Annotated in this window: 9 protein-coding genes and 1 other annotated feature; of the genes, 8 read left to right on the top strand and 1 reads right to left on the bottom strand. The window is 31.7% G+C overall.

Features of this window, described 5'->3' with window-relative positions; translation table 11 throughout:
• Positions 1-139 precede the first annotated feature (139 nt).
• Positions 140-394 (bottom strand) — a binding site (T-box leader).
• A 332-nt stretch (positions 395-726) separates the two neighbouring features.
• From JHL18_RS04140 to JHL18_RS04110, 7 genes are all read left to right on the top strand, one after another.
• Positions 727-1,428 carry an SDR family NAD(P)-dependent oxidoreductase gene (locus JHL18_RS04140; protein ID WP_200266415.1) on the top strand — a complete coding sequence of 234 codons (702 nt, stop codon included), beginning with the start codon at positions 727-729 and terminating at the stop codon, positions 1,426-1,428.
• Positions 1,429-1,579: 151 nt separating this feature from the next.
• Complete coding sequence (locus tag JHL18_RS04135) at positions 1,580-2,248, top strand: response regulator transcription factor (protein ID WP_200266413.1); 669 nt, start codon at positions 1,580-1,582, stop codon at positions 2,246-2,248.
• Complete coding sequence (locus tag JHL18_RS04130) at positions 2,245-3,258, top strand: sensor histidine kinase (protein WP_200266411.1); 1,014 nt, start codon at positions 2,245-2,247, stop codon at positions 3,256-3,258. The genes JHL18_RS04135 and JHL18_RS04130 overlap by 4 nt, the downstream gene beginning before the upstream one ends.
• A gap of 201 nt (positions 3,259-3,459) precedes the next feature.
• Complete coding sequence (locus JHL18_RS04125) at positions 3,460-3,876, top strand: hypothetical protein (protein ID WP_200266409.1); 417 nt, start codon at positions 3,460-3,462, stop codon at positions 3,874-3,876.
• 63 nt (positions 3,877-3,939) lie between these two features.
• Entirely contained in the window at positions 3,940-4,707 is a 768-nt protein-coding gene (locus tag JHL18_RS04120; RefSeq protein WP_200266407.1) for an ABC transporter ATP-binding protein, read from the top strand.
• Positions 4,697-6,721 carry an FtsX-like permease family protein gene (locus JHL18_RS04115; protein WP_200266405.1) on the top strand — a complete coding sequence of 675 codons (2,025 nt, stop codon included), beginning with the start codon at positions 4,697-4,699 and terminating at the stop codon, positions 6,719-6,721. Before JHL18_RS04120 ends, JHL18_RS04115 begins: the two co-directional genes overlap by 11 nt.
• Positions 6,722-7,152: 431 nt before the next feature.
• The gene (locus JHL18_RS04110) at positions 7,153-7,545 is read left to right on the top strand and encodes a hypothetical protein (protein WP_200266403.1); all 393 of its coding nucleotides are present in this window, start codon (positions 7,153-7,155) and stop codon (positions 7,543-7,545) included.
• Between the two features lie 151 nt (positions 7,546-7,696).
• Here JHL18_RS04110 and JHL18_RS25830 read toward each other — a convergent pair whose 3' ends face one another.
• Positions 7,697-12,223 (bottom strand): metallophosphoesterase, encoded by a 4,527-nt coding sequence (locus JHL18_RS25830; protein WP_338025443.1) that lies wholly within the window; start codon positions 12,221-12,223, stop codon positions 7,697-7,699.
• A 381-nt stretch (positions 12,224-12,604) separates the two neighbouring features.
• Here JHL18_RS25830 and JHL18_RS04090 point away from each other — a divergent pair, with 381 nt between their 5' ends.
• A complete protein-coding gene (locus JHL18_RS04090) occupies positions 12,605-13,798 on the top strand; it encodes a YibE/F family protein (RefSeq protein ID WP_338025442.1) in 1,194 nt (397 codons plus the stop codon).
• The last annotated feature ends 39 nt before the right edge of the window (positions 13,799-13,837 follow it).

The following is a 13,837-nucleotide window of genomic DNA, read 5'->3' as shown; positions in this document are numbered from 1 at the left end:
AGAAAATCGTGCACTATTTTCTGCATCATACATTGATAAATAATTTATAAAGTTTATAAAATCAAAACGACTAGCCGTTATTGTGAACAAAATGGAAATACCTTGTTTTAATTAAAATAAAAAAACCTTCGTCCTAAAAATATAGGACGAAGGATAATCTCCGTGGTACCACCTAAGTTTGTACTGATGTACACTCTCATTATAGTGCGGGCTCTTTATATTGCCGATACTACTTCCCTTTTAACAGCGGGATCTCCGTTAAAGCCTACTCTCTCATAGATTTCGGTTTACAGCTCAGAGGCTACCTTTATCATACACATCATGGGAAATTTCCACCAACATTCCCTCTCTTTATTTCAGTTATATAACTACTCTTCCTCTTCAAGGCCTTTATTTATTAAATTATACATATATTATCAATTATACAATGTACTGTCAACACCTAATTTCAACATGTCATTTTAACTCTGGCAATATTCATTATATGCTCTATGTTTAGTATTATTGAACTTTTATTTGTTTATATTCATTTTTTATAATTATTTAGCCTGGTAATATTTTTACACACTTAAGATCATAGATTATATAATGCTTCAAAACTTTTACTTAAATTAAATCTTACTATTAGAATCAATAATAATTGTATTTTTTATTCAACAATGTTTATGAAAGTTTATTATATAATAATATGTAATTAAAAGAATTAATAAGAAAGAAGTGAATGCAATGAGGAAAACTGTATTAATAACTGGCGGTAATAAAGGAATTGGATTAGAGTGTACTAGACTATTTCTTAAAGATAATTATAAAATTATAACTGTTGCAAGGGATTATGCTAACTTTGAATTTAATGATAATGAGAATGTTGTAAAGATAGAGTATGATTTATCTTATGTAAATGGTATAGATAAGTTAGTTAGTGAGCTTGGTCATATAGATATATTGGTTAATAATGCTGGAATAATGAGTTCTATTCCTTATGATATTTATTCAGAAGAAGAAATCAAAAAAATTATGAACATAAATCTTTATGCACCTATCGAATTTATAAAACATGTTTCAAAATCAATGATTGCTTCTGGTAATGGGAGGATTATAAACACCTCGTCAATTGCAGGGCAAATTGGACATCCGGACATATGGTATGGAGTATCAAAAGCTGGATTAATTAATGCCACTAAAAGTTTTGCCAAGCTATTAGGAAGTAAAGGAATTATAATAAATGCTGTAGCCCCAGGGCCTGTAGAAACAGATATGATGACACAAATACCTGAACAAAGAAAAAAAGATATAAAAAGCAGCGTTTATTTAGATCGATTCGCTAAACCAGAAGAAGTAGCAAAAACAATATATTGGCTGGCAACAGATAGCCCAGAGTATATAAACGGTACATGCATTGATATAAATAATGGAGCATTTCCAAGATAATTTAGTTCCTTAACTTAATTCTGTAAACCTTCAATTATTAAATTTTCATTCATGCCTCCTTTTCGAAAATTTAGATTTATTTTTTGCAGTAATACTTATAATAAATTATAATATCATTAATCTGATAGGTTTTTACAAAGGAAGTGAATCTATGTCAAATATAATTATTGTTGAAGATACTGAAACCATAAGGGAGGAACTAAAAGTCTTTTTAACAAGGTATGGATACGAAGTTCTTGCTCCTTCAAATTTTGAAAACATTGTGGATTACATACTAAAAGAAGATCCAGATTTATTACTTTTAGATATAAATCTGCCTATATTTGATGGCTATCACATATGCAGAGAAATAAGAAAAAAGTCAAATATGCCAATTATAGTGGTTACAAGCAGAGACAGCGAGATGGATGAACTTATGAGTATGAATTTAGGTGCTGATGACTTTATCACAAAACCTTATAATACTCAAATTCTTTTAGCACGGATTTCCTCTATCTTAAGAAGATCAAGTGGCTCCTCTCCTCAGGACACCATGTATTACTACGATTTAAAGCTTAATTTATCAAATAGTTCAATTACTTACAAAGGCAATACAGTGGAACTAACAAGAAACGAGCTTAAGATACTTTCCTGCATGATTAAGAACAAGGGTAAAATAGTATCTAGAGATGAGCTGATGGATTTTATGTGGAACTCAGATATCTTTGTAGATGATAATAATTTATCTGTTAATGTCACAAGACTAAGAAAGAAATTAGAGGAAGTAGGAATGAGCGAGACCATAGAAACTAGACGTGGACTTGGATACATACTGCCATGAGTTTAATCGATTATTTAAAAGACAGACTTTTATTTCTTTTAATTAACTTTATATTATCCATTATCATCTGCTCCATAATGTTGCTCATTAACATTAGTACCAGTGTAATTGTCCTAACACTCTCCATATGGTTTCTGCCCATTTTTTCTTTTATTATTGTAGAATTTATCAAATCAAAAAGGTTTTATGAGGAAGTAACTAGTACTATGGATAACTTGGATAGAAAGTATCTCCTTTCTGAAATCATTGAAGAGCCAAATTTTATTGAAGGTAAGGTTTTATATAATATATTAAAGGATACCAACAAAAGTATGCATGAAAATGTAAAAAGATATAGAGATATGCAAAGTGAATATAGAGAATATATAGAAACCTGGGTTCATGAAATAAAGACTCCTATTTCCTCCACAAGATTAATACTAGAAAATAATCAAAATTCAGTAACTAAGAGTATTGATTACGAATTAATGAAAATTGAGGATTACATTGAACAAGTACTTTATTATTCAAGAAGTAATAATGTAGGCAAAGATTATATAATAAAGCCACTATCTTTAGGTACTATAGTAAGAAGTACTATAAAGAAGAATTCCAGAGACTTTATAAACAAAAGAATTTCAGTGGACATAGAAGGAGTAGAAGGTACTATATACTGTGATGCCAAGTGGCTTGAATTCATCTTAAATCAAATCATAGGAAATTCTATTAAATATAGTAGTGAAAACAAACCCAAGGTAAAAGTTTATACTGTTCTAAATGAAGACAATATAGTCCTTACTGTGGAAGATAACGGCATAGGTATCATAGATAAAGATATTAATAGAGTTTTTGAAAAGGGCTTTACCGGAGATAATGGAAGAAAGCTTAGTAAGTCTACTGGCATAGGGCTTTATTTGTGCAAAAAACTTTGTGAACAACTAGGCTTAGGCCTTAGCTTAACCTCAAAAATTGGTGAAGGTACAAAGGTTAGTATTATCTTCCCCTTAGGCAGGGTTAATTTAATTAATTAAATGTATGTTAATAATGGATTAATGGCTATTGTGGATTATGATAGCTGATAATCCATTATTTTTTATTTGTTAAAGTACAATAATTTCAAACCTTTCAAAAATGTAACCTTAATGAAATATAAACTAATATGTATCCAAGGGAAGTGCTAGTAGAATAATACACATAGAGAAAATATTAATTAAGGTTTGGAGGAATTGGTTATGAAAAAATTATTAATACCAGTAATAATAGTGATTTTAATACTAATCGGAGGAGGTGCTGCTTATAAATACTTCAACGGTCCTAAAATTGTAGACATTACACTAACTAAAAGTGTAGATGACAAAGGAAGACCCACTGAATCCACTAACACTTTTACATCCAAAGATACAGTTTATCTTTCTGCAAAGGGTAAAAAACTAGCTATTAAGAATGCAACAGTGGTTTGGTACAAAGGTAAAGTATCAACACAAAATAGATTTAAAGTAGAAGAAAATATAGAAATAAGCAAGGCTGGATATTTTACCGCTAAGCTTTCAGTTCCAGAAGGTCTTGAAGAAGGTCAGTATGGTGCTACAATCTATAATGCTGGTAATCATATCATTGAAAAAATAGTTGAATTTGAGGTAAAAAATTAAAGTTCCGGTAAGTTGCTCAGGTTAATAACCCCCTTCAGGGAAGAAAAATTATGGAGGAAAGTAATGAAAAATATATTAAAGGTAGAAAAGTTCGAAAAATACTATGGTAATAAAGGCAACATAACAAAAGCCATAGACAATATAAGCTTTGATGTGAATAAAGGAGATTTCGTGGGTATAATGGGACCCTCAGGCAGCGGAAAGACCACCCTATTAAATTGTATTTCAACTATTGATAATGTTACAACAGGTAACATTATTATAAATAATAAGGATATTACCACACTTAAATCTAAAGCCTTAGAAAACTTCAGGCGTGATGAGTTAGGATTCATCTTTCAGGATTTCAATCTTCTAGATACTCTTACGGCCTATGAAAATATAGCTTTAGCTCTAACAATACAAAAGAGAAAAACCTCTGAAATAGATGCACTTATTAAAAAAGTGGCAGAAAAGTTGGAGATATTAGATGTGCTGGCTAAATACCCTTTTCAAATGTCCGGAGGGCAAAAACAAAGGGTGGCTTCTGCTAGAGCACTGGTTACAGAGCCTTCACTCATCCTAGCTGATGAGCCCACTGGAGCTTTAGACTCTAAATCCTCAAGACTTCTTTTGGACTCCTTTGAAAAGCTAAACAAAGAATTTCAAGCTACTATACTAATGGTTACTCACGATGCATTTACAGCTAGCTATGCTCATAGGATCTTATTTATTAAGGATGGCAAGATTTTTAATGAACTGGTTCGTGGAAATGATACAAGAAAGGAATTCTTTAATAAAATAATTGAAGTTGTAACCTTACTTGGAGGAGATGCTAGTGATGTTTTCTAAAATAGCAATAAACAATGTAAAGAGAAGCTTCAAGGATTACTCTATATATTTTCTTACTCTAACCTTTGCAGTATGTATATTTTATAGCTTTAATTCTATTGAAGCTCAAAAGTCATTGCTTGAAATAAGTAAGAGCACTGCAGAGTATATGGTAACCTTAAATAAGCTTATAGCTGGAACCTCCGTATTTGTATCCTTTATTCTAGGCGGACTTATAGTTTACGCTAATAACTTTCTTATAAAAAAACGTAAAAAAGAACTAGGTATATACATGACTTTAGGTATGTCAAAGCGAAAAATTTCTAGCATTTTAATTTTGGAGACTTTTCTTATTGGCTTGTTATCTCTAGTTGTTGGAACTCTCCTTGGCATTATTGTTTCCCAAGGCCTATCGATTATTATAGCTAAGCTTTTAGTAGTAAATATGAATAACTATAGGTTTATTATATCAATAAGTGCAATAGTTAAATCTGCATTATACTTCGGAATAATATTTCTTCTAGTAATGATATTTAATCAAGTTACTATTTCTAAATATAAGCTCATAGATATGCTAAATGCAGCAAAGAAAAATGAAGAAATAAAGATTAATAGCCCTATAATTTCAATGATTATATTTCTTCTTTCCATAGCATCACTTATTGTAGCTTACACTCTTGTATTAAAGGTAGGCTTATCACCTGATGATTTTCTCTTTATTATTTCAATTATTTTGGGGATTGTAGGAACTCTATTATTCTTTTTTAGTCTCTCAAACTTCTTAATTCAAATTATACAAAAGAATAAGAAGATATATCTTAAAAACTTAAATATATTTGTATTGAGACAGATTAATAATAAAATAACTACTAACTTTTTATCCATGACTACCATATGTCTCATGCTTTTTTTAACTATCACACTTTTATTTACCATGTTTGGCTATAAGGGTAGTTTTGATAAAATGTTAAAAGGAAATACTTCTTTTCATGGTTCTGCACAGCTTTATGTTGATAATAATGGCCAAAAAATTACTGATATTAAGGACCTTTTAGATAAAAAGAACTTTAAGTTTGATGCTAATGAGAAGCATTCTTTTTTTACTCAATACAAGCTTAATGTTTATCTAAGCGAATTACTAAGCAAATATTTAACTAAAAAAGAAGAAAAAGAGCTCAAGACTTCCTATTCAGATCATGCCATAGCAGCAATAAAAATATCTGAATACAATTCAATAATTAAGCTTCTAGATAAGTCCCCTATGGACTTAAAGGATAATGAAATTTTAGTTGTATCCAACTACGAGGATTTCAGTGGTGCTTTCAATAAGTTTATTAAAAATGAAAACTCTGTATGTATTCAGGATAAAACTTATATCATAAAAAATAAAGCCCCAATTAAAGAGAACATAGCTAGCACAAGAACTGATTTACAATTCCTGTACTTCATAATTCCTGATAACTTTAAGGGAGATTTAAAGGTAGAATCCTCAAGATTTAATGTAATGTTCAATAGCAATAATTATACAAAATCAGAAGAGAAGTTTTCAAACCTATTCACTAACCTTTCGGAAAACAGGACCTTCAACGGTTCTTCTATCCTAGTATTCGGGAACACCCTAGAGCAGCTACATTCCTTGGTTTATGGCTCATCAGCAATGGTTGTATTTCTGGGTATATATTTAGGCATAGTATTTTTAATATCCAGTGCTGCAGTACTGGCATTACAGCAGTTGTCCGAGGCAAGTGACAGTATTGGTAGATATAACGCTCTTAAGAAAATAGGTGTCACTGAGAAAATGATAAATAAATCAATACTAGTGCAGAACCTAATCTATTTTATGGTACCTTTAACACTGGCAATTATACATTCAATAGTTGGCATAAGCGTAACTAATAAAGTATTTAATACTTATAACAAAGGCTTCATGGGGAATGCTTCTCTGATGATAATCCTAGTACTTATTGTTATATATGGCGGATACTTCTATGCAACTTTCATTGGTTTTAAAAATATAGTTAGAAAAAGCAACTAGTATTTTAGAATTCCTAATCGCACTATTTTTATAATCTATAGTTTCTTAAGTGATCTTACTACTGGTTCAACTAGTTTAAGAGCTATCTAGTCTAAATATAATCTTTTAGTGAACAGTAAATTAGACTCCTAAATCTCTAGGAGTTTTTCTTCTTTGAATAAATCTATTTTGTTAATATAAAAAAACCTCACTTATTTATGATATGCTTGTCCATTAATAATTCTATATTATCTTATAAAAGTAAAATAAAATATTTATTATAGTGTTTTTAGACAAAATTATTGCTGTTGAAAATCAGTTTACTAAAAGATCAAAAAAAGGTAAAATCAGTAATATAAAATCAACTTTGAAAGGACAACAAATGATTTTAAAGATGGATCTATTCAAGGAGGATATCAATCCAAATAACCAAATTAATAAAGGAGGTTTTTATGAGAAAAAAACTTTTTATAAGTTTAATTGTTCTTATTTGTATAACTTTAATAGGCTATTTAATCACATTTAGATTTAATATAGATTCGGATAAGGTTACTAAAATCGAGGTTTTCCTTACTGGTGATTCTGAATTGGACCATAAAGTAATTACAGATAAAAGTGATATAAAAAAAGTTGTTGATTATTTCAATTCGTTAGTATTAATTAAAAGTATATCTAGACCTAAAGATGCGGTAGATGGATTAGTGTTTACGGATGAGACTAATAATACAGTAAAATCTATAAGTTGGGGGCAAAGTGGCATTCTATGGAATGATAAGAAAACATACTTATTTGGCAGAAGAAGAATAAATAACATAACCAAGTTATTAAAAGAATGTAAGAACTAATATAAATTAGGATTCTATTAAATCCCTGTGTTGAAGTTGGTTAAAAACTTTAATTTCAGCAAAATGTACAATATGTAAATATATATAAAGAGTTGCCTTTAACAGTGAAAACTATTAAAGACAACTCTTTTTTATGATTCTACTACCTTTATTATTCTACCACTTGTTCATTTTTATTTTTTCTTATAAAGAATATACCAACTCCTATTAGCACTACTCCTATTACAAGTAATACTCCAGTACCTATTATTGCTCCTGTTTTTGGTATTGTGCTTATAGTTTGATTACTTGAACCACTTGTACTAGTTGATGAATTGTTTGTGTTAGAAGAACCAGTATTAGTGTTAGTATTTGTATTATTGTTGTTATTTCCTGAGTTTGGTGCTGTGTTTTGCAAAGCTTTAAGCTTGTCTTCCGCAGAGGTTAAAGCTGACAAGTTAGTTACTAACTTCTTTTGGTCATCACTTAGAACATCATATGCTTTTCTTGCATCGGTAACCTTTTGTGCATCAGCAACAGTTAAGTTTGTTGGTATAGCATTAATTTTTCCTACTACTGCATCTGAAGCTGTCTTATCTGTTTGAAGTTTTGCTATTGTCTCTTCTGCTGAAGTTAGCTTAGCCCAGTTAGTAACTAGCTTCTTTTGATCATCACTTAATTCATTATATCCACTTCTTGCATCACTAACCTTTTGTACATCTGCAAGAGTTAGGCTTGTTGGTATAGAATTAATCTTTCCTATTACTGCATCTGAAGCTGTCTTATCTGTTTGAAGCTTTGCTATTGTATTTTCTGCTGAAGTTAGCTTAGCTAAGTTTGTTACTAGGTTCTTTGTATCATCATTTAGTGCATTGTATGCACTTCTTGCATCACTAACCTTTTGTGCATCTGCTAAAGTTAATGTGTCAGGTAATGCATCGATCTTTGCTACTACGTCATTTGCTTCAGTCTGACCTTGCTTTGTAATATCGCTAGCACTTGAAACTGAAAGCTCTAAAGTAGTTTCGTATTTTATTACAGATGCTAGCACATCTATCTTATCACCAACCTTGAAGTCCTTTAATTCTGGCATCTTATATATTACAATACTTCCAGTACTGTCTTCTATAGTTGATGATGCTGAAGTATTTATATCTTTCAAAGTAACACCTTTTAATCTTACTAGCTGTGACTGAACAGAATCGTTTGCCTGACTTATTGTAAGTACTTTAGGCGTAACAGTATTGTTCCTGCTTACTACTGAAACACTTGGTAAATCCTTAGGAGTTATTTCAATAAGCCCATGATAGTTTGATAGATCCCCTATCACAGTTATCTTATCGCCTCTCTTTAGATCAGCCTTTGGTGTATTGTTTAGGCATAAAGCAGCATTATCGTCCTGGATAAATACGTTGCTGCCTACAACATTAGTAACTATGCCTGTTAAAACAGCACTTCCAGAAGCCTTTGCTCTTGCATCACTTATGCTCATTGCTACTGGTTCTGATATATCCTTATCAGAGATTATATAGTCACTGTTATGAGTTATATCAAACTGTACATATCCGTTACTTGCACTTAATCCACTTGCTATGTTTTCTAACTTCTTAGCTGTTTCATTATAATAATATACGTATAGCTTTTTCTTCCCATTAGTTGGATCTAAAAGCCACTGTGTATCTAATTTAACTTTTACAGTTGCTTTTCCAGGGAGTTGTCCATTGTTTGCAAAGGATACAACTGTAGCACCTGCGTTGCCAACCTTAGCAGCAATTGCAGCTTTATTTGATGAGGATGAATTATTTACGCTTGCTATATTAACATTCATATCTATATTCTTTGTGACACTTGTAATATCCTTACCATTAAATGACCATTGAAGACCATCTTGTACAAAATTAACAGTTTTATCTTTTCCCTTTATAGAGTCAAATATAGTCTTATCAACTGTTTTGCTTCCACTTACATCTACTGTAATATTAGAACCTTCACTAGTCTTATTTAATGCATCCACAACCTCGCTTGCATCGCCATTAACAACTTGTGAAACCTTTGTGCTTGTCTTTTCTATTGTGTATTTATCAGTTATCTCCATATTATCGGTTCTATAAGTAGTTATTGTAATACTGTTTGTATTTACAGCTACATTTGCGAAAGTTGGAACATGGAATTGTTGTTTAACCGCTTCATAATAATTGCTGTTATTTGGTTCTTTAAATTCGTAGTACTTACTTCCAGAAGCTGAGTTAGCAGTTATATAAAGAACTCCTGTAGGATCAGTTACCTTTTCATCTTGATATGCCGCACCTGAAGGATTGTTTACTGTCTTCTTCTCATCCTTATCCTGTGCTTTAGCTTCATTGTTTACCATCTGATAAGTTCTTGTATAACAGTGATCATGACCATCTAAAACCACGTCTATTCCGAGTTCAGTATAAACCTGAGGCATAGTATTTCTTCTTGCTATTATATCTGCATCAGTCTCATGATTTGCAGAGCTATATATAGAATGGTGTAGAGCTACTACCTTCCAAGTAGCACTTGGGTTCTTAGCTATAGCCTCCTGCATGAAAGCCTTATGATCAGCAGTATTAGTATCATTACTATTTAGTACCATGAATAATGTATTTCCATAGGTGAAATAGTAGTCTGCACCTGTGTCAGGCTTTGTAGTAACTATTCCATAAGTTGAAGATTCATTTGGAACATTAAAATGAGTATTATGTCCTTTTCCAGAGGTCTCATGATTACCTGCAAACGCTACTATCGGTAAGTTTCTAAATTGTTCTGGAGCAAAATATGCTGAGTACTCAGGCTCATTATTTCCACCAGTAACCTCCTTGCCGTTATTCACTTGATCCCCTAAAGAAAGTAAAAAACTTGAATTTTTAAAGGCTGAGGTTGCTTTGTTTAAAGTATCAATCCATCCGTTCTTGTCCTTGTTTATATCCCCACTTGCTCCTATTTGTGGATCTCCAGCAAGTAAGAAATTATAATCTGTTGGATTTTGAGTTGTAAAGTTGTAGGTATCACTCCAAGTTACCCCATTTCCTACTCTATAAACATACTCAGTCCCAAGAGATAATCCTTTTACAGCAGCTTTATTAGAAATAGCATTGTTATTTCCTTGTGCCTTCTTACCAATAAAGGTCTTAGCTTTAGCTACGGGGAAAACTCCACTTCTATAGTCAGACTTCTTAGCAACCTGTACTTCAGTATCTCTTGAGTTTACATCTGAATACCAAGTAAAGTTAAGCTCACTAGGATCTGAACCTGGTGCAAAAGTTATATCTGTTATATTTGATGTTGGCTCATCTTTAATCTCACTCTTTGCTATTGTATATCTATCAGTCTTTTCCATATTATCAGTTCTATAAGTTGTGATCGTGATACTGTTATCACTTATTTCAACATTAGAAAAGGTAGGTACGTGAAGTTGTTGCTTTACTGCTTCATAATAGCTTTGAGTATTGGCTTGCTTCATCTCATAGTACTTACTTCCAGATGCTGAGTTTGTTGTGATATAAGCAACGCCTGTTGGTTTAATAACTGTTTCATCCTGATAAGTTGTACCAGATGGGTTTGTTATTGAAACCTTCTTATCATTTACTTGGTTTGCAGGTTGGTTACCTACCATCTGATAAGTTCTTGTATAACAGTGATCATGACCATCTAAAACCACATCAATTCCTAAACTCGTGAAAATCTGCGGCAAAGTATTTCTTCTAGAAATTATATCATCATCAGTTACATGGTCTGCTGAGCTGTATATTGAGTGATGTAAAGAAGCTACCTTCCAAGTTGCGTTTGGATTCTTAGCTATTGCATCTCTCATGAAAGCTTCATGATCTGCAGAGTTCACGTCATTACTATTAATCATCATAAATAAAGTGTTCCCATAAGTAAAATAATAATCTCCACCTGAGGTTGGGGCACTTGAAACTGTTCCATAAGTTGATTCATTTGGTACATTAAAATGTGTGTTATGTCCTGCTCCATAGGTTTCGTGATTTCCAGCTATAGCAGCTATTGGTAGCCCCTTAAACTGATCTGGTGCAAAATAAGCTAAGTATTCTGCTTCATTACTTGTTCCTTTTACTTCGCCACCATTATTAACCTGATCTCCTACAGATAATAAAAAGCTTGAATTAGGGAAAGCTGCTGTAGCCTTGTTTACTGTAGATACCCATCCAGCTTTATCGCTATCAATATTACCACTTGCCCCTATTTGTGGATCACCGGCTAATATGAAATTATATGAACTTGAATTTTGTGCTGTATATTGGTAAGCTTGACTCCAATTTGTACCATCCCCTACACGATAAACATATTCTGTAGACTTTACTATTCCAGTTGCCACTACCTTATTAGAAGTAAGACCATCATTTCCATTATTCTTAGTTCCTTTGAAGGTTTTTGCCTTATCAGCCGGAAATACTTGTCCATCATAATCAGCTTTCTTTGCAATTTGGATCTCGGCATCACCTGAGTTTTTCACTGAATACCATGTAAAATTTAATTCTGATGAGTCACGTCCTGGAGAAAGTGCTATCTCTCTAATATTGTCAGTAGCACCACTTTCAGTACTTGTTGTGTTATTTGTAGCATTTTCTGCAGCAAGCACTGTACTTACATTACTAATAACAGTTGTAACCACCATAACTGCCGCTAAAATTGAGGATACTAATTTTCTACGCACTAAATAAATACCTCCTTAAAATATCTTTTACCACCATATGGAAGTATAGTCCTCCTATGTTAACTTTCTATTTAGCTATAGTTAACTACCAATTAACTTTTGTAAATTTCTTGTTATTTTGTATCCCTATTGAAATTCTTAACATCACTTTAACCTTATCTTTACAATAGTGCTTTTTTCAGAGTTTTATATACTTTATATTTAAATTTAGGATTATTGCTAAAATTAATTGGTTATGCAGGAGAGTACGTTCATTACGGCATTTGATGAATAAGCAATTAATTTTAACACTTTACTTTGAAAGCTGTAAGTTCAGAATCAGCTTTCAAATTCTTCTTAGATATTTATAAGTGAATAATTTAAATTAGAGGAGGTAATACAGTGTTTAAAGACTTAAAAGCCAGCAAGGTTATAATCTGGTCTATATTCTTCATATTATTTGCTTCGTTTCTTTATATGTTCAATAATAATCATCCATTAGGTTATAACAAACAAAATGATAAATCTTATGTAAAATATGAGAAAGCTCAGGTTGTAAAGATAAAAAGTGAATCAATAAATCCCTTGGAAGATAGTTCTAATATATTTCTCGGAAGCCAAGAGATAAGTGTAAAGATACTGTCTGGAGAACATAAAGGAGAAGTTAAAGAAATAACCAACTACCTTAGTGACACTCATAGTGTATATGTTAAAAAAGGTATGAAAGTAATTACTGAAATTGATACTGCTGGTTCAGAGTATCAAGTTATTGTTTATAACTACTATAGAGCTCCGTTGCAATATTTATTTGTTATAATATTTTTCGCTTTATTATGTGTTATTGGAGGAAGAAAAGGTGTAAAGTCAGTTATCGGACTAGCTTTCACTTTCATTTCTATAATATTCTTATTCATTCCTATGCTTTATAGAGGTTACTCTCCAGTGCTTTCATCAGTATTAATTATAGTCCTAGTAACCTGTGTAACTTTACTTCTGCTTAATGGCTATAGTGCTAAGACCTTATCAGCCATATTCGGTACAATCCTTGGGGTATCTATTGCCGCTATAATTGCCTTAATTGTCGGAAAACTAGCTCATCTAACTGGTTATAGTACACAAGATGTAGAAACCCTAAATATGATTTCTGCAAAATTTAATCTTAAGGTTGAAGGACTTTTACTAGCTTCAATCTTAATATCCTCCTTAGGTGCAGTTATGGACTTAAGTATTTCTATAGCTTCTTCTGTACAAGAAGTGTATTCATCAAATAATAAGATTAATAAAAAAGAGTTGTTTACTTCAGGAATGAATGTAGGTCGTGATATGATGGGTACTATGGCAAATACACTTATATTAGCCTTTGCCGGTGCTTCCCTAAACATGATTATCATAATTTACTTCTATAATGTAAGCTACAATCAGCTAATAAATATGGACATGGTCAATGTGGAAATAATTCAAGGGCTAACAGGAAGCTTAGCAGTTATTCTAACCGTTCCTATAATTGCTTTTATTTCTTCTAGGCTAATACCAGTTTTCCAGCATCAAAGTAAAAAAAGTAAAAATTTTATTTATAAACTTGCACCTTCAAAATAATATTAAAAGGACTGAAAGCTTTTTTATTTTTTCATAAGC

Origin of the sequence: Clostridium yunnanense (genome assembly GCF_016595795.1) — a bacterium.
Classification (GTDB): domain Bacteria; phylum Bacillota; class Clostridia; order Clostridiales; family Clostridiaceae; genus Clostridium_AR; species Clostridium_AR yunnanense.
This window is presented reverse-complemented; position numbering and strand designations above follow the sequence as displayed.

What these genes read in the sequence shown, in the direction of transcription:
- JHL18_RS04130 (WP_200266411.1), top strand. Translation starts at nt 2,245, where the DNA reads ATGAGTTTAATCGATTATTTAAAAGACAGACTTTTATTTCTTTTAATT.
- JHL18_RS04110 (WP_200266403.1), top strand. Translation starts at nt 7,153, where the DNA reads ATGAGAAAAAAACTTTTTATAAGTTTAATTGTTCTTATTTGTATAACT.
- JHL18_RS04135 (WP_200266413.1), top strand. Translation starts at nt 1,580, where the DNA reads ATGTCAAATATAATTATTGTTGAAGATACTGAAACCATAAGGGAGGAA.
- JHL18_RS04125 (WP_200266409.1), top strand. Translation starts at nt 3,460, where the DNA reads ATGAAAAAATTATTAATACCAGTAATAATAGTGATTTTAATACTAATC.
- JHL18_RS04115 (WP_200266405.1), top strand. Translation starts at nt 4,697, where the DNA reads ATGTTTTCTAAAATAGCAATAAACAATGTAAAGAGAAGCTTCAAGGAT.
- JHL18_RS04120 (WP_200266407.1), top strand. Translation starts at nt 3,940, where the DNA reads ATGAAAAATATATTAAAGGTAGAAAAGTTCGAAAAATACTATGGTAAT.
- JHL18_RS04140 (WP_200266415.1), top strand. Translation starts at nt 727, where the DNA reads ATGAGGAAAACTGTATTAATAACTGGCGGTAATAAAGGAATTGGATTA.